Consider the following 16605-nt stretch of genomic DNA (forward strand, 5'->3'; position numbering starts at 1 on the left):
GAACCACAAAAAAGAGCAGTGCTAATGCTCTTTTTTATTAATTGTCCAAGTGAATACTGAAAAAAGCACTATTTAGTAGATAGATTACTGTCTACTTATGCTGCCTTCCTATTACAATACCGCTCACCATATATAAAACGGAAGCAATATAAAAAATGGTACCAATCGTTAAAAAATCTACTAGATACCCTGTTGCAATGACAGCTACTGCACCACCAATTGAAGTCCATACGTGGTATTTTCCTATTTCATAGCCTGCTTCTTTACTTTCTACTTTTCGGGCAAGTGATGTTTTTTCTGTGTTTCGTTGTACAGCACCTAAGCAGCCCATTATAATTTGCAGAATGTAAACATGCCAAACTTCTGTAGCAATGGGAAAAAAGAGCATTAATACCGCCATGGACCAAGCGTATACAATTAATAGTTTTTTATCTCCAAATTTGTCAGAGATCTTTCCGATTAGTGGATAGACTAAAGCGGAAGTTAACGCAAATAAGCCATATGCCCAACCAAATTGAGAGAAACTATCTCCAACATTCCGAAGCAGTAGTATGTAAAAGGGGAATACCATACTACCGGCCATCATAATTATACTTTGCGAAGTTACAAATCTTCTATATGTCATTCACTGTACTCCTTATAAAATAAATTTACAAATCGTTCTTGCGGATCACTCTCTTTCTTTTTTTGAAAGAATTCCTCTATACGTGGATATGCCTTCTTAAGTTGCTGCTTTGTTGGATAAGAATAATAAGGTAAATAATAACTTCCATTGTGCTTTAAAGTAACATCTATCATCTTCCCTAACACTGCTTTCGTTTTCTTTATTTCACTCTCAGAACGTCCTTGATTAATAAGAAGCACAAGTGCAAACATATCATCCTTTGCATAGGATAAAACCGCATTCTCATTTTTTTCTACATAACGGATCGTAATGTTAAGAAGGTTTAATTCTTCTTTGTTTAATACATTTCGCAAATCATCTATATACGCTGTAAAGTGATCGATAGGTACGAAATATTCTTGTAAAACCTCTGTTCGATTTGGATTTTCGTATTCCATAAACGTACTATCTGATCGCATCACATTATTTCGAGTTTCATATGTTCCATTTATGCGTTCAATGTAGTTCCTTTGCATATCCCAAAACGTATTCTTTCCCCAGTCACTATACCTTGATAATCCAAGGAATAATTTCGGTGCAGCAATAATATTTTCTTCCTTTAGTTTGCTGTATTCTTCCCGTTTATTTTGGTTCTCTGCTAAAATATAATCTGTCACATACATTTCTTTTAAAAATGAGGTTGGAGCTACGGAAATACGCGCTAGGTGCATTCGAACATTCTCGTCCTTTTTTACCTTCTCTTTAAAATAAGCTGTATACTCCTTATAATCTAGCGTTTTTGTCTGCATTTCATATAGTTCGTCATCCGTTAACTTAAGCGTCACATCTAAGATCACACCGAATAATCCGTAACCTCCAATAACATAAGGAAACAAATCAGCATTTTCTTCTCTACTTACATTTTTAACCGTACCATCTGCCATTAACAATCGAAATGATTCTACTGTATCAATGAGTGCTTCATGACGAATATCACGTCCATGTACATTTACACTTAATGAACCGCCAACTGTAAAAATATTTTGAGACTGCATCACTTGAACAGCAAGACCATATGGATTTACTTTCTTTTGAATATCATCCCATGTCACGCCGCTTTGCACGCGAATTCTCTTCTTCTCTGGATCAAACTCTAATATTTTGTTATAACCTTTCATATCTAGCACTGTACCATTTGGATAATAGGTCTGTCCGCCTTGGCTATGCTGCATTCCCGCAATTGAAATCTTCTCACCTGAAGCATTTGCATCTTTAACTAGCTTCTTTAAGGTCTGCTCATCTTCCACATTTTCAACCCGTTTAATCTTTGTAGGAAGCAATCTGCCCACATCACTCATAACAGGATTGGCTATTTGTTTTGTATATGTATATATAGATGCCATACATAATAAGCTGTATACAGTAATACCTATTATTATTGTTTGTTTTTTCAACACGCACTCTCCTTTTTTAGTTGTAATGTATATATGAGATTTATATTATATCTTTTTCTAAAGCCAAGGAACATTATGTAAATAAAAAAGCACGTTATCGGAAGAAAAATTTCTTCTGTGACAACGTGCTCGTTCACATGTATAGAACTCGATAGGAATACATCCTGAGAGCCATCAGCAGGGGAGGAGTGACCCCCTTACTGATGGTAATTTTACGTTATTGCACGCCACTTTCTAAAATCGAAAATGTTTTCCTTTCACAATCAATCTCTGCCATGACACCATAAGGCAAAATAAACTTAGGTTCAGTATGACCAAAATTTAAGTTATAAAGAATCGGTAAATCTTCTAAACGATATTCTTTCATAACTGTTAGAATTTCATGTTTATATTCTTCATAATATTTCTCGTCTTTCGGTTTGCCGAAAATGATTCCATTTGTGTTTTGTAAAATGCCTTGCACCGCATAATTTCGTAACCAATATCTTATATAAGTTGGATCTGGTTTGTCTTCAGATGTTTCAAAGAATAGAATGCTGTTATCCCAATATTTTTTCTCAGGCCAAAGTTCTGTTCCTTTTGCGAATTCCAGTACTTCTATACAACCTCCAATTAAACGGTCTTGTACGATACCGGAGCCTTGAAGTAGTTCATATCCAGTATTCTGCTGCATTGTCCGCCGTTTATTCTTGTTCGATTCGATCCATTCTAAACGCTCACTTGTCCATTCTGTAGCGGGTTGAATGTTGCCAATCGTCTCATTTGAAAAAAGGATTCGATTTACCATTTCAATCGTATATGGATCCATTTCAACGTTTTCAGCAAAATCGGTTAAAATAGCTGGACCGTAAAAAGAAGAAATGCCTGCTTTATGACAAAATAAATGTGGAATGGTCACATCTGAATAGCCCATAAAAATTTTTGGATTCTCACGTATAACATCAAAATCAATATAAGGAAGCAAGCGAATACTATCTGTACCACCAATATTCGCAAAGATGCCTTTAATACTTTTATCTTGAAATGCCGTCATTAAATCTATCGCACGAGCTTGTGGATTCTCGTAAATATAATCAGAGCCTTTCAAACTATTTGGCATAGGTACAACCACAAGACCAAAAACTTCTTCTAACCTTTTTATCCCTTGCTCATAACGCCATCTCAGTTCCGGATCACCTGCGCCCCCCCAAGAAGGACTAATTGTTGCGACGCGATCGCCCGGTTGTAATCTCTTTGGTTTTCTTAACACATTAACTCCCACCCTTAATCATTCGATTCACTATACGATTCACATAGTTGAAGAATATAGCATATGACTTTTTTCTACATCATCAAAAAATTCCCTGCTATTATGCTAGAGGGGGGAGAATTCAATTGTTTGTCTTTTTTCTTATTTTTCACCTGGATTATGGAATGGAAAAATATTATGTAATTCAAGTAAAAGTCGTCCTGTACGTTCTACGTTCATTGGATTTCCACTTTGCGCTGTATATTCCTCTAGTCTCCAAGAGGGTAGCTCTTCTCCTTCATTTGGTAAATCATAATCTCCACCGCATGGATCAGATAGACGATATAGAATCTCGTTAATAGCTGATCTAGCTATCCAGTACGCAAACAATCCTATCTTTTCAGGTGGTATGCCTGCTTGCACCATTTCTTTTATAATCAAGTTGTTTGTATCAGGTGTTGCTTGTTCATTCGCACGCTTAATAGAGTTTTGAACCCAGCTTTCATTATTATATAAATACATATCCAATATTTCTTGGAATGGCCTTAAAAAACGAAAGCTGGCAAGAACAGCTTCTTTACCTTCTATCTCATCTTTAGCCCAATATTCAGGGTACTGTACGCCGAATTCTTTTAATATTTCGGTTACATTTTCTTTCGTTGGTTCTTTTTTTAACTCTTCTAAAAGGGGGATTAAATTATCCTTCATATAATCCATATGGTTTCTCCTTTGTCTGTATTTTCTGGTAATCCTGTATTCATTATAATATTAAAAATTAAGATTCGGTTAAAACAGTAACAGTAATTCCTTTAAAAACTTTTGCAACTACTTGGCTGCAAAGGAAACGAGTTATTGTTAGCTTCGTGACAATAGGGTACTACTAAATAAGAAGAAACAGTTTGTTTACATACGAATGTTAGATTGGGGATGCTGAAAAATTTTGGAGGGACAACAATGACTAATTTTCGTAAAAAGATGATGGGACTAACATTAGCGGGAACGGTAGCACTAGGTTCATTAGGTGCAGGAAGCATGATGAACGATAACGAGGTAAAAGCTGAGGCAAAAAAAGCAGGGCAGCAACCCAAAAATGTCATTATGATGGTTATGGATGGGACAAGCTCTTCAGCCACAACATTGGCTCGATGGTATAAAGGTGCACCTCTTGCACTAGATCAAATCGTATCAGGAGGTGTTCGTACTTATTCGGCAGAATCAGCTATTACGGATTCTGCGCCGGCAGCAACAGCTTTAGCGACAGGAAATAAATCAAATTCAAGCTACGTGGGCGTATTACCTTCTGTTGTGAATTCACCTGGCTTAGAACCAATCAAAGAAGAAGACAAGTTTCGTCCAGTTGCCAACGTCTTAGAAGGAGCAGAACATTCTGGCCGCGCAACAGGAATTATTGCTACATCGGAAATTCAGCATGCTACTCCGGCTGGTTTTTCTGCTCACCATGTTATTCGCAAAAATTTTGAGGTGATTGGTGAGCAGCAAGTGTATCAAAATATAGAAGTCGTGTTAGGTGGGGGAAAGGCAGTACTTCAGCCTGCGGCAAGCAGTGGAATCCGGCAAGACAACGAAGATTTAATAAAAGTGATTCAAGACAAAGGGTACGACTTTGTGGAAACAAAGGATGCCCTGTTAAACTCCAAATCCGATAAAATTTGGGGCTCGTTCTCCAATACTGCACTTGCGTTCGATATGGATCGTGAAGCGACCAACCCTGAGCAGCCAACACTTTCCCAAATGACGAGAAAAGCAATTCAAACATTATCAAAAGATAAAGATGGTTTCTTCTTATTTGTAGAAGGCAGTAAGCCAGATTGGGCAGCACATGCAAATGACCCAATCGGGATGATTAGCGATGTATTGGCATTTGATGCTGCAGTTACAGAAGCGTTACAGTTTGCGAAAAAAGATGGGAACACGATGGTCATTGCTTTAGCGGACCATGGTAACAGCGGTATTTCCATTGGTAATAAAAATACTACAAAAGGATATGATACCACACCGGTATCTGCCTACATTGCTCCACTGAAAAAGGCAAAAATGACACTTGAAGGTGCTACAAATAAACTAAAAGATGATTTATCTAATATTAAAGAGGTAGCTGCACTTTACGGTTTAGATAACCTAACTGATGATGAAAAAGAAAAGTTAAAAGTTGCACAAAAGAAAGCCGATGTAGGTCCAATCTTTACTAAATTATTGGCAAACCGTGCGAACATCGGCTTTACAACAGGTGGTCATACGGGTGAAGATGTATTCTTATACTCTTACGGCCCCGGGAAGCCATACGGTTTCGTCCAAAATACGGACATTGTGAAGACAATGGCCAAAGCAATGGGCTTTCACTTAGGAGAATTAACAAACAAATTATTCTTAGATGCTGAAATAGCCTTTAAACAAATTGGTGCAACTGTAACAATTGACAAAAAAGATGTAGCAAACCCAGTGCTTGTAGTAAAACACAATAAAGCGAAGGCTCAATTGTTTGTTAATAAAAATATGATCCGTATCGATGGAAAAGATTATGAATTAGGAAGCGTCGTTGTAGAAAGCAATGGAAAATTCTATGTACCTGAAAAAGCAATTCATCTATTCACAAAGCATTCTCGCTAAACTAAAAAAGAATCAAAAAGGCCTGCCAACTGCTTAGCCTAGTTAGGCTAAGTGGTTGGCAATTTTCTTGATATTCTGTGCGGCAGCTATAAAGTGAAACTTTAATCAGTGGGGGTTTTCTCCATCCCCACTGATTATTAGCTGAACCAATCGGGCTTTTACGGACAGTTCATCTCCCACCTAACTTCTTCGCTTCCGCTGAATTTTGAGGTGGGAGTGTTACTGTCCGTTAATGCGGGATAAATCCAGTTGATTGGAAAACGAGAAAGGGAGAATTACAAGAGAAATTGCCTTTTTCATTTCCTATTATTTTAGGATTAGATGCTTCAGGTATTGTAGTGAAAGTAGGTACAAATATAACAAAATATAAGCCTGGTGATGAAGTGTATACAAAACTAGCGAATGTTATCATTCACAGCTAAGTATTCTTCATACTGATTCACCCTATGAGTCCCCACCATCGAATGAATCACTATGGCTTGCTGCATCGGAACTATCGCTGCTAGTTCCTGAATCATGGTCGATATTTGAATCTTCATTAGCATTTTTCATAGCTGCAGCAAGAAAAGATGTTGTCATCACTGCATTCATCCAATCTGCTTCAGCATCTTTGGTAGTTATGTTTGAGTCTTTATGTCCTGCCGTATCTGTTATTGAAGAATGTTTTTTTAGTTCTTTTTCAACAGAACGACGATTATTCATTTGTTTTCCGAAAATCTTCATGAGTACTAATAAGATGAAACAAACTATGGATATTATTAGGATAAACAAAATGAAGTATAAAGATAAATTCAATATCTCTGTCATATATATACCTTCCTTTCTTACGGGAGAGTTAATGCGTTAAATTCTTCCTGAAGTTTCGTATTTATCATAGGTACATTTCCTCCTTGAAATCCATTGTAAAGACTGAACTACATTATGTCCACATGACTATACTAGATCCAATTACACATAGACCTACTATTCTAGTTTTGTTTGTAAACATTTGGTATAATGTTATACTGGTATTATTATATTTATATTTTAAGGTTTATACATAATAGTTCATTACTCATGAAAGAAAAGAGGTACAAAATGATGAGTACGAAAAAAACAGTAGCAATATCCACACTAGCTTTAGCAATGATAACGGGAGCTGACACCATTAATGCTGAAGTTCCTGATACCGTCAAAATACACGATTCTATCAAACAACATGCAGAAGAGAGAGTATCTGAATTAAAGCAGGCGAAACAACATGCAGAAGAGAGAGTATCTGAATTAAAGCAGGCGAAGCAAAATGCAGAAGAGAAGGTCTCAGAATTAAAACAGGCGAAGCAAAATGCAGAAGAGAAAGTATCAGAATTAAAACAAACGAAGCAAAATGCAGAAGAGAAAGTATCAGAATTAAAACAGACGAAGCAAAATGCAGAAGAGAAAGTCTCTGAATTAAAACAGACGAAGCAAAATACAGAAGAAAAATTGTCTGAATTAAAGCAGATTAAGCAAAATGCAGAAGAAAAATTGTCTGAATTAAAACAGACGAAACAAAACGCAGAAGAGAAATTGTCTGAATTAAAGCAGATCAAGCAAAATGCAGAAGAGAAATTGTCTGAATTAAAACAGACAAAGCAAAATGCAGAAGAGAAAGTATCTGAATTAAAACAGACGAAGCAAAATATAGAAGAGAAATTAACTGAATTAGCACGTACGAAGCAAAATATAGAAGAGAAAGTCTCTGAATTAAAACAGATCAAGCAAACTATAGAAAATAAATTAACTGAATTAGCACGTACGAAGCAAAATGTAGCAGAAGAGAAAGTCTCTGAATTGAAACAGACGAAGCAAAATGTAGAAAATAAATTAACTGAATTAACACGTACGAAGCAAAATGTAGAAGAGAAAATAGCTGAATTAACACAGACAAAGCAAAATGTAGAAAAGAAAGTCTCTGAATTAACACGGGCGAAACAAACTAACACTCCTCTTAAAATGAAAAGCGATAACAGGGAACTTCCTAACGCCGGAGGTACAGAATCCAATACAATGCCTTTAGGGATGTTATCAATTTTAGGTGGAATTATATTAATAGTGCGAAATAGAATTAAAAATACGTTTCGATAGAATTCAACTAATAGTCTGAATTCTACAATATATACAAAAATTGTTATGGCGTATAGTGAAATGTAATCTTCCAAATGAGGTGAAGTAGATGACTTTCCGTATTGTTCGAAGTAGCTAGTTTTCGGGTTGAAAAAAACGCGTATCAGCGATCAAGGGAGAAGTCTGTCTTTTTTCGGAAATATAACCTTTGAATCCGTTGCGGTAGTCACTATTTTTATCACACTAAGGCACTGGACTATTTCGTTAACAAGTCTCAAAAACTTAGTTTTTACACTCTTTTGGAAGGTGGATACACAAAATGAATGAATTAGATTACAAAAATTTTTATGATAAAGTCGGAAGATCAAACGGTTGGGATTTTAGTAAACTGAAATACGTAACAGAAGGTGCTACGTGGGAGTTTTATGAAGAAGTCATAGAGAGATGCAAATCCTCAGATGTTTTGCTAGATATTGGTACAGGCGGGGGAGAGAATATATTAAGAATTGCACCGGCAGCCTTATTCATGATTGGGATTGATAATTCAAGTGGAATGATAGAAACAGCACAGTCTAATTTGGAAAAAGCAAGTGTATCAAACGTTAGATTTTTCAAAATGGAGTCCGAAGGCTTGATGTTTCCACATTCTTTTTTTGACATTGTGTCTTGTTGTCATGCGCCTTTTGTTGCAGCAGAAATAGCAAAAGTAATAAAAAAGGGTGGTATCTTTTTGACGCAGCAAGTCAGCGAACATGATAAATGGAACTTAAAAGCAGCGTTTGGAAGAGGACAATGCTTAGGGGAAAAAGACGGCACATTAAAAGAAAAGTATGTTCGAGAGTTGAAGTCTGCAGGCTTTACTGATGTGCAAATATTAGAATATGATGCGATTGATTATTACCAAACACCTGAAGACCTCCTATTCCTATTAAAACACACATCTATCATACCAAGGTTTGGTGAAGAGAAAGAGGACTTTGGTAATTTGGAAAAATTCATCATAACAAACAAAACGGAAAAAGGAATCCGTACAAATTCAAAACGGTTTATGATAATCGCTAATAAATCTTAATCTTTTTACATTAATAAGGGTGTTCAATATAAATGATAAAAGCCGATTTCCGTAGTTGATAGGAGAACGGCTTTTTTTGCGTGGTACCTGTGATTGTCTTGTGGTTAAAATTTCACTAAACGAATTTATACATAAGAATATCATCTACATATTTATTATCAGTCATTTTAAACTCTTTAATTTTACGACCTTCTTCAATGAAGCCCATCTTTTTGTACAACGATATTGCACTATGATTTGTTGAGAAAACTCCTAAACTTACTTTTTCAATGACAGGATTTTTCTCTGCCCAGTCTAATAAAGCTTGTAGTAGCATTGTCCCAATTCCTAGTCCTCTGTAATTTCTACTGATCATGATTCCAAAGGAACCTGTATGAGACAATCGTTTTTTATTTTCGCTAAGGAAAACGATCCAGCCAACCACTTCACCATCTTTTTCAGCAACAAGTAATGTTTCTCTTTCATTCTCCAATACGCCTTGTACCCATTCCTTTTGCTCGGATGACGTTTTATTAAATTCTTCGGATAACGAAATGAGAAACTTGCCTTCGGAAACAACGGATTTCTGTATGTCTAAAATGGCCTCGGAATCTTCTATTTTTCCTGTACGAATCATGTAGCTGGCAGTATCTTTTGAAATTGACAATTATATTCCCCCTTATAAAATATTTTGTTAATATTCTATCTTTCTTTTATAATCTCCTACTTAAACGAAAATGCTCCGTTTCTTTTAGAAGGAAGTTTTCATTTATTGGCGTATCTATTAAGTTGTCACGGGGTTTCAGAAACCTTGGCGATGGAAAGAATTAGAAGCATCGGGTTTGGTATTTACTTATATAAGGGAGTGGGGAAGTCTATGATTCATAAAGTTGGTCAAATTATGTTGTATGTAAATAACCAAGATGAGGCAGTGGATTTTTGGACAGAAAAAGTAGGGTTTACTGTAGTTTCTGAAGAAAATAACGATCAAGGAATGAGATGGATTGAAATTGCTCCAACAAACGGCGCAGAAACAAGCATCATTCTGCACAATAAGGAATTCGTTGCTAAAATGTCACCTGGATTAAATCTTGGTACACCTTCTTTAATGTTTTTTACGGAAAATCTCGATGAATTACGAAGCAACCTATTAAATAAAAATATCACAGTCGGAGAAATTGTAAATATGCCTTCTGGCAGAGTATTTAACTTTGCGGATCATGAAGAGAATTACTTTGCTGTGATGGAGAAGAAATAAATTGAAAAATCCGCTGCTTTTTGTTCAAAAAGCAGGGGGTTTTTCTATGTTTCATAATCGGATTTATTTTCAAAACGCTTTCATTTTACTATGTTTTCAGATAAAACGAATCCCCATACAATGATATTTGTAATTACTAAGCTCTTTCCACATATGTATTCGCTCCTAATCTGTTGAAGTTCTATAGTTCTTCTTGATGATATCTCGCATGTCTCTGATAAAGAATAGAAGGAACATTATACCTATGATGCCACTAATCCAAAAATATGTATTTCCGGTTGTGAATTTGTCATAGAAGGTATAGGCATTCCAAGTTATAAGGATTACTGAACATATAGTAGAGGTTACTAATGAACCTAAACTTCTCATAATTGTCACCTCGATTCAAAACGTTGTAATTTTATATAATTATACATATAAATAAAAGGATTTAGAAGTAGTCAGGTTACAGTAACTGGGATAATTGCTAGAAAAATATGCTTAACGTTGTAAAAACACAAAATCCTGACGCTACCCCATTAATTGGACAGAGCTTTTACTTTTTCAAAAAAATCTTTTAAGTGTATAAATTCCTCTTCATTTCCGCGGGTTGAAAAAACATCTTGATCTTGATGGGAAACAACAATAGAAGGAATCGTTTTAAAAAAGGCAAAAGGTTGTTTTTTCTCTTTTATTTTATGAATTTTATGGTAAGGTATCTGTAATGAAATAGGAAGCTCGCCAAATATTTCGCTATAAAATAAAAGCTGTCGTTCCGTGTAAGCTAGAATACCTCTCATAGGTGTAGAACTCCCATAGCCAGATATACCGCTTTGCATTTCATAATAAGCTGAAATCATACCTTGTATATTCTCATTTGAAGACATTTTCTGTTGAAATTCTTGCATTGCATGTTCTCTTAAACTCATATAAATACCTCCTTAGATTAAAATTCATTTTGAATTTTTCACAAAAAACGTGAGACGAAATATTAACAAGAAAGCTAATATTGCTAAAAACGGGATGGTTATAAATTTTTGAAAAATAAAATCAACAGCTGAGAAATCTTCATACAAATGACAAAAAGCACTTTTGGTATGCGTCATCTGTATTGTGTATTGATACGAAAAAATAAGTAATCCTATCCCAGAGAAATACTTAATATACTCATTTGCATGAGAATATTTTTTTATTAAAGATACAATATATATTATGAAAATCGGATATAAGCATATCCTTTGATACCAACATAAACTACATGGAACTAGTTTCATAATTTCACTTATAAATAAACTATCTATTGTTCCAATAAATGATATCATTGTCACATAGGACATATAATTATTATAACGTATTAATTTTGTAATATTCACCTATTTTTTTCATCTATGCTCACTCATTATCGTTATTTGTCACTATGCTCATTTAAAAACTCATTCAGTTTTTTCTGTAAGGGGTAGCAAACTTAAGTATTTGTAGTACAGAAAAGGATAGATAAGGTTTCTACTTTATCTATCCTCTTTTTATCACATATAATGTGGAATGTTTTTACCTAAAGATGTCAATTTTCTCGTTTTGGGGTATTTGTTTTTCTAAGCTTGATGGGCATGGCGTGCTACCCCTTAAAGAATTTTTGCATTTCCGGATTGTTTGGGAAGATTTGATCAGCTGAGCAACATAAAAATATACAAGAAATAGAAAATTGGGGTTAAACCGATGATAATATGTCCTATAAGGTTGACTCTCCAATGAATGTTTCGGACTCTATTCTTTCCTAACAGAAAAGTTATAACTAACACCGTTATAAGTGGACAGAAAAAAGAAATGGTGTCCCAAGGGCTGATTCTTTCAAAAATAATCCGATTTAATAATGGCAATAACAGAATAAAATTAATGATTAATAGAAGATATCCTATTACGATTCTCATTTTTCACCAACCTTTACATTTTTATCTTAATTTTAACATTCTTCTGATGATTACAAAAGAAGCTTCTTTCTTGTCCGTGACAAAATATGAAAGCCACCAAGCTTATTTTACTTGATGGCTTTCATTTTCTTTTGTTTATTAAAGAATTTTTGCATTTCAGGACTATTTGGGAATATCTCTTCAGCTTTATAAGAATGAAAATCTACTGGCTGGATCCGTTGTCGTTGTTTTAATTTTTCTTCGCCACGCATTACTCTAAGTACGTGCTAAACAGATTTAGGAAGTTCGCTTATTTGAATTTTAGTCATAATACCAACACCTCATTATATAAATCATTACAAATAAATTGTAGTTCCTTTTTCACGATTACTGGTCAAATCTCTTTACAATCCTCAAACCGAACATCGTAGTGAAAAACAAAACTATCATTACGTAGCCTAGAACGTAATCTACTCGTATCATTGAATCCTTATTGGAAATATATAAAGCAAATAGTATTACAGAGGTAGCACCACATTCCCATCAACTTAAGAATTTTATAACGCCCCAAAACAAAAAAATTGTACATTTTCACCTGGAGGTGTCAATATTGAGAAACCTCGCAGTTGCTTTTTTACGTTTTTTAAGAAGCAGAATGACATTCCTCAATTCAAATCTAAAAAGAATAAAGTTCAATCCTACACAATAAAACAAATAGAAATATTGCTATTGTTGAAAAAATCATGTTAATAAAACCCGGTCTCGTTACATTTGCAAAAAGCTAACGGGATTATGTTATTATTTTAGTAATTTACACAAGAGATAATTTCTTTTAAAGTAAATACGAAAATATATTTTAAATAGAACGGATGGATCTTGACATATATGAAAAATAATTCTCTTAAAGTCACCTTCGATAATTTGGAAGAGTTTGCTGATATAATCAGTGAGATTCTGCAATGCCCTATTACAGTAGAAGATGTAAATCATCGTCTCCTTGCATATAGTACCCATGACGAAAGAACAGACTCTGCAAGAATTGCAACTATTATGGGTAGGCGTGTACCTGAAAAAGTAATTAATAACTTATGGAAAGAGGGGGTTATTCCTACTCTTTTAAAAAGTCGTGAACCTATTCACGTAAAAAAGATAGATAATATTGGCCTCGGTGACAGAGTTGCGATTTCCATTTGGAATAAAGAGGACGTACTGGGATTCATTTGGGCTTTAGAAATCAAGCGCTCTTTAACTGAACAAGATTATGCCTTGATGAAAAAATCTGCTGAAGCTGTAAAAAGTAAGCTTCTTCAGCTCCAAACCAGAAAAAATAAAAAGGACGAACGTTCACAAGAATTTTTTTGGAAGCTACTAACTAATCATATACAAACAAATGAGGAAATTATTGAAAACTTTCAGGTACTTCATATTACGCCGGCTTCCTTATTTAACGTTGTCGTATTTCATTTTGAACAAGAAATTACGAGTGAAAAAGAAAAACAAATTTCTTATTTGTTAAAAACAAGCGAACATTTGAAAATTCTACTTTATACAATTGATCGTAACAAGTTAATTCTTCTTACTTCGTTAGATAATCTCAGTCAACCTTCTCATGAAATTAACAATTTCGTCGAAAGATTTGTTAACACGATGGAAAAACGATATGAAATTAAATCTATCAAACCAGCGTTCAGCAGTGTATATAGTGATTATCAAAAAATCAGTAAAGCTTATAAAGAAACATTAATCGTATTATCTATAAAGGAAAAATTTCCTTCCGACACAGCTAATATTCATGGCTATCAAAACATGGGGATTTATCAATTAATTGACCTTCTACTTGAGCAAAGAAAGCAGGAGGAGTATGAAAACCAAGCATTGCAGAAGCTCCATAAGTATGATTGTAAATATAATAGTAATCTTGTTGAAACGTTGGAAATATTTTTAAACAATGACAGTAATACCAGCGAAGTAGCTAAAGTTTTAAATATTCACGTCAATACACTAAGCTATAGACTTAAAAGAATCTGTGAAATCAGTGAAATCGATTTAAAAGATCCGAATCAAAAAATGGTTCTATACTTGGATCTTAAGTTACAAAAATTCATGTAGCAGCATCCTTTTGTGAAATTCCACAAAAGGATGCTGCTTTTTTCTTTTTTCTACACGATGAGAAAAAAGAAAAAAGCACTTTATAATTATATCGCAACAAAATAACTCAAAAATTTTTAAGTTACATCATATGTATTGTTAGCTAAAAGTGATTGGAGATATCATACACACTTATGTATGTGTGTATATTGATATAGAGATTTATCAAGAAAGGGATTTGATTCATGAGAAATTTTTGTAATACCCAAAAAATAATAATTACAATAGTAGCAATTGGTTATTATATGTTTCAATCGATTAATTCACCTGCAAAAGCTGTGGCCAAGCAAGAAAATACTGTACAGCTAGCAAGTGAACAACCAAAAATTAAAATAAAAAAAGCAACACCAACCCATTTTAATGGTAAGGAGAGAAAGGTTGTTTATCTTACTTTCGATGATGGACCAGGTAAATATACGGCTGATTTGTTAAACATCTTAAAAGAAAATGATGTGAAAGCAACATTTTTCTTAATTGGCGAAAATGTAAAACAGTTTCCAGAGTTGGTGAAACGTGAAAAGGAAGAAGGGCATTATGTGGGCATGCATAGTATGACACATGATTTTAAAAAATTATATACAAGTGGCGAATATGTAAATGAAATGAAAGAAGATCAAGGTTTAATAGCAAATATTATTAAAGAATCCCCAAAACTAACTCGTCCTCCATATGGATCCATGCCAGGATTAAATGAAGCACTTCGAAATAGAACAGTAGAAGCTAATTTAAAAGTATGGGATTGGACTATTGATTCTTTAGATTGGAAGTATAATAAGATGCCAGTTGATGCCGCTTCATCTCAGATTGTTCAAAATGTCCTAACAAATGCAAACCAGTCCAAAGAAGTGATTCTAATGCACGATATTCATCCACAATCTGTTGCTGCGGTACTAGCTATTATAAAAGGATTAAAAGAAAAAGGATATGAGTTTGAAGCGTATCATGAAGACGAGCATTTTTCAGTGAATTTTTGGCATGATAAACGTATATAACATCATAGGAGGAATTAACATTGATTTATAGGGAAATGGTATTAATAGGAATCTTATCAATTGGATTTCTAGGTGGTTGTTTGGGGGCAAAACCCGAAGATCAATTATATGTAGCTTTTGAAAATGCAGCAAATCAAGAAAAAGCATTATTTGATAATGTAAAAACATTTGAGCAGTTAGAAACAAAAGAACAGGAATTGTATAATCAAATTATACAAGAAGGGAAAGAGCAAAATGAGGGAGTAATACAAAAAATAGAGCAAGCCATTGCAACTGTAAATGAACGTGAAAAATTGGTAAAAGATGAAAAGGATGTATTAGAAAAAGCCCAAAAAGAAACCGCATCAGTTCATAGTTATATAGATAAAATTGAGGACAAAAGGTTAAAAAATCAAGCGGAAAAAGTAGAAGAAGTTTATAAAAATCGCTATGAAGTTTTTCAAAAAATAAATAATAGTTATAAAGAGGAATTAATAGCTGAAAAAGAACTTTATGAAAAGTTAAAAGGTAAAGAAACAAAACTAAAAGAGATTGGTGAGAAAGTTAAAACTATCAATACATTAAACGAGGAAACGCTAAAAGAAAAAGAAAAATTCAATCAATATACTAAAGAGTATAATGAGGGAAAACTAAAATTCTATGAAGACGCGAAGATTAAAATAAAAGAGAAAAAGTAAGAAAAATAATTATCAATTTAAGTATCTTGCCTCCTCATCCCTAAAGACAAATCAAAGTTCTAAATAGCATTTCGTTTAAAGGAGGTTTTTCATGAGCTATGATACTGTTTCATCTTTACAACGCATGCAACGACTACAGCAAGCAGCAACAGGACAAAAAGATGTTTTAAAACGAGTAAATTCAGGTTTGGAAATTGTAATGTTTATTACGGGAGTATTCTTAGCTCTCTCGACTTTCACATTATCTTTCTGGATATATTTCTTTTATTTTTTAATAAAGGAATATACTGCTAAAACATATCTAGTAAAAAACATGGATACTGGTGAAAAATTTCGAGTTGATAAACAAGAATTTAAACAATACAAAAAAGTGTTCAGAGCGAAAGAGGTAGCAATGGAATTGATTAGTTAGTAGCTTTAATAAGTAAAAGTAATAGGACTTTAAACGTAAGAATATAGGGGTAATAATTCTTTTTTGTGGTTATTTCCTGACTTAATTTATGAGAATATATTTTGCACATCATATCAAAAAGGAGTCTCTTATGAAATATTTCTCAATATGTTTAGTAATTTTATTTCTAATTGTGGTATTTA

Annotated in this window: 17 protein-coding genes and 1 pseudogene; 9 read left to right on the forward strand and 9 right to left on the reverse strand. The window is 33.9% G+C overall.

Annotation, left to right across the window (positions count from 1 at the left end; translation table 11 throughout):
- Positions 1-91: 91 nt before the first annotated feature.
- The 4 genes from JDS96_RS02910 to JDS96_RS02925 all read right to left on the reverse strand — a co-directional run bounded on the left by JDS96_RS02910 (position 92) and on the right by JDS96_RS02925 (position 4003).
- Positions 92-625: an MFS transporter gene (locus JDS96_RS02910; protein WP_199665959.1), complete on the reverse strand. Its 534-nt coding sequence runs from the start codon at positions 623-625 to the stop codon at positions 92-94.
- Positions 622-2058, reverse strand: a complete 1437-nt coding sequence (locus JDS96_RS02915) for an FAD-binding oxidoreductase (protein ID WP_199665960.1) — start codon at positions 2056-2058, stop codon at positions 622-624. Before JDS96_RS02915 ends, JDS96_RS02910 begins: the two co-directional genes overlap by 4 nt.
- Positions 2059-2275: 217 nt before the next feature.
- Positions 2276-3307: a S66 family peptidase gene (locus JDS96_RS02920; protein WP_199665961.1), complete on the reverse strand. Its 1032-nt coding sequence runs from the start codon at positions 3305-3307 to the stop codon at positions 2276-2278.
- A gap of 141 nt (positions 3308-3448) precedes the next feature.
- Positions 3449-4003, reverse strand: coding sequence for a hypothetical protein (locus JDS96_RS02925; protein WP_199665962.1), 555 nt, complete (start codon positions 4001-4003; stop codon positions 3449-3451).
- Between the two features lie 237 nt (positions 4004-4240).
- On the opposite strand from JDS96_RS02925, the gene JDS96_RS02930 reads away from it, so the two are divergent.
- Entirely contained in the window at positions 4241-5914 is a 1674-nt protein-coding gene (locus JDS96_RS02930; protein ID WP_199665963.1) for an alkaline phosphatase, read from the forward strand.
- A 239-nt stretch (positions 5915-6153) separates the two neighbouring features.
- A pseudogene (locus JDS96_RS02935) lies at positions 6154-6321 on the forward strand (alcohol dehydrogenase catalytic domain-containing protein); the annotation flags it as partial.
- A gap of 37 nt (positions 6322-6358) precedes the next feature.
- Here the strand turns inward: JDS96_RS02935 and JDS96_RS02940 are convergent.
- Complete coding sequence (locus JDS96_RS02940; protein WP_018767120.1) at positions 6359-6721, reverse strand: hypothetical protein; 363 nt, start codon at positions 6719-6721, stop codon at positions 6359-6361.
- A 270-nt stretch (positions 6722-6991) separates the two neighbouring features.
- Here JDS96_RS02940 and JDS96_RS02945 point away from each other — a divergent pair, with 270 nt between their 5' ends.
- Both JDS96_RS02945 and JDS96_RS02950 read left to right on the forward strand, forming a co-directional pair.
- Complete coding sequence (locus JDS96_RS02945; RefSeq protein ID WP_199665964.1) at positions 6992-8020, forward strand: LPXTG cell wall anchor domain-containing protein; 1029 nt, start codon at positions 6992-6994, stop codon at positions 8018-8020.
- A 298-nt stretch (positions 8021-8318) separates the two neighbouring features.
- Positions 8319-9071, forward strand: coding sequence for a class I SAM-dependent methyltransferase (locus JDS96_RS02950; RefSeq protein WP_199665966.1), 753 nt, complete (start codon positions 8319-8321; stop codon positions 9069-9071).
- A 115-nt stretch (positions 9072-9186) separates the two neighbouring features.
- Here JDS96_RS02950 and JDS96_RS02955 read toward each other — a convergent pair whose 3' ends face one another.
- On the reverse strand, positions 9187-9717 hold the full coding sequence (locus JDS96_RS02955; protein WP_199665967.1) for a GNAT family N-acetyltransferase: 531 nt from the start codon (positions 9715-9717) through the stop codon (positions 9187-9189).
- A 210-nt stretch (positions 9718-9927) separates the two neighbouring features.
- Here JDS96_RS02955 and JDS96_RS02960 point away from each other — a divergent pair, with 210 nt between their 5' ends.
- Positions 9928-10308 carry a VOC family protein gene (locus JDS96_RS02960; RefSeq protein WP_199665969.1) on the forward strand — a complete coding sequence of 127 codons (381 nt, stop codon included), beginning with the start codon at positions 9928-9930 and terminating at the stop codon, positions 10306-10308.
- A 165-nt stretch (positions 10309-10473) separates the two neighbouring features.
- Here the strand turns inward: JDS96_RS02960 and JDS96_RS31860 are convergent, their stop codons facing one another.
- From JDS96_RS31860 to JDS96_RS33215, 3 genes are all read right to left on the reverse strand, one after another.
- Positions 10474-10677 carry a hypothetical protein gene (locus JDS96_RS31860; protein ID WP_077295241.1) on the reverse strand — a complete coding sequence of 68 codons (204 nt, stop codon included), beginning with the start codon at positions 10675-10677 and terminating at the stop codon, positions 10474-10476.
- Positions 10678-10826: 149 nt separating this feature from the next.
- Positions 10827-11216 (reverse strand): GRAM domain-containing protein, encoded by a 390-nt coding sequence (locus tag JDS96_RS02965; RefSeq protein WP_016113374.1) that lies wholly within the window; start codon positions 11214-11216, stop codon positions 10827-10829.
- Positions 11217-11240: 24 nt separating this feature from the next.
- Positions 11241-11624: a disulfide bond formation protein B gene (locus JDS96_RS33215; protein ID WP_374220971.1), complete on the reverse strand. Its 384-nt coding sequence runs from the start codon at positions 11622-11624 to the stop codon at positions 11241-11243.
- A 1455-nt stretch (positions 11625-13079) separates the two neighbouring features.
- On the opposite strand from JDS96_RS33215, the gene JDS96_RS02975 reads away from it, so the two are divergent.
- From JDS96_RS02975 to JDS96_RS02990, 4 genes are all read left to right on the forward strand, one after another.
- Positions 13080-14303, forward strand: a complete 1224-nt coding sequence (locus JDS96_RS02975; protein ID WP_016113375.1) for a PucR family transcriptional regulator — start codon at positions 13080-13082, stop codon at positions 14301-14303.
- Between the two features lie 224 nt (positions 14304-14527).
- A complete protein-coding gene (locus JDS96_RS02980; protein ID WP_199665973.1) occupies positions 14528-15334 on the forward strand; it encodes a peptidoglycan-N-acetylglucosamine deacetylase in 807 nt (268 codons plus the stop codon).
- Between the two features lie 35 nt (positions 15335-15369).
- Entirely contained in the window at positions 15370-16011 is a 642-nt protein-coding gene (locus tag JDS96_RS02985) for a YkyA family protein (RefSeq protein WP_374220972.1), read from the forward strand.
- 91 nt (positions 16012-16102) lie between these two features.
- Entirely contained in the window at positions 16103-16423 is a 321-nt protein-coding gene (locus tag JDS96_RS02990) for a hypothetical protein (RefSeq protein WP_003195641.1), read from the forward strand.
- The last annotated feature ends 182 nt before the right edge of the window (positions 16424-16605 follow it).

This window comes from Bacillus cereus group sp. N21, assembly GCF_016483395.1.
GTDB classification, from domain to species: Bacteria; Bacillota; Bacilli; order Bacillales; family Bacillaceae_G; genus Bacillus_A; species Bacillus_A pseudomycoides.

What these genes read in the sequence shown, in the direction of transcription:
- JDS96_RS02985 (WP_374220972.1), top strand. Translation starts at nt 15,370, where the DNA reads ATGGTATTAATAGGAATCTTATCAATTGGATTTCTAGGTGGTTGTTTG.
- JDS96_RS02945 (WP_199665964.1), top strand. Translation starts at nt 6,992, where the DNA reads ATGATGAGTACGAAAAAAACAGTAGCAATATCCACACTAGCTTTAGCA.
- JDS96_RS33215 (WP_374220971.1), bottom strand. Translation starts at nt 11,624, where the DNA reads ATGTCCTATGTGACAATGATATCATTTATTGGAACAATAGATAGTTTA.
- JDS96_RS31860 (WP_077295241.1), bottom strand. Translation starts at nt 10,677, where the DNA reads ATGAGAAGTTTAGGTTCATTAGTAACCTCTACTATATGTTCAGTAATC.
- JDS96_RS02940 (WP_018767120.1), bottom strand. Translation starts at nt 6,721, where the DNA reads ATGACAGAGATATTGAATTTATCTTTATACTTCATTTTGTTTATCCTA.
- JDS96_RS02910 (WP_199665959.1), bottom strand. Translation starts at nt 625, where the DNA reads ATGACATATAGAAGATTTGTAACTTCGCAAAGTATAATTATGATGGCC.
- JDS96_RS02965 (WP_016113374.1), bottom strand. Translation starts at nt 11,216, where the DNA reads ATGAGTTTAAGAGAACATGCAATGCAAGAATTTCAACAGAAAATGTCT.
- JDS96_RS02950 (WP_199665966.1), top strand. Translation starts at nt 8,319, where the DNA reads ATGAATGAATTAGATTACAAAAATTTTTATGATAAAGTCGGAAGATCA.
- JDS96_RS02930 (WP_199665963.1), top strand. Translation starts at nt 4,241, where the DNA reads ATGACTAATTTTCGTAAAAAGATGATGGGACTAACATTAGCGGGAACG.
- JDS96_RS02975 (WP_016113375.1), top strand. Translation starts at nt 13,080, where the DNA reads ATGAAAAATAATTCTCTTAAAGTCACCTTCGATAATTTGGAAGAGTTT.
- JDS96_RS02990 (WP_003195641.1), top strand. Translation starts at nt 16,103, where the DNA reads ATGAGCTATGATACTGTTTCATCTTTACAACGCATGCAACGACTACAG.
- JDS96_RS02980 (WP_199665973.1), top strand. Translation starts at nt 14,528, where the DNA reads ATGAGAAATTTTTGTAATACCCAAAAAATAATAATTACAATAGTAGCA.
- JDS96_RS02925 (WP_199665962.1), bottom strand. Translation starts at nt 4,003, where the DNA reads ATGGATTATATGAAGGATAATTTAATCCCCCTTTTAGAAGAGTTAAAA.
- JDS96_RS02960 (WP_199665969.1), top strand. Translation starts at nt 9,928, where the DNA reads ATGATTCATAAAGTTGGTCAAATTATGTTGTATGTAAATAACCAAGAT.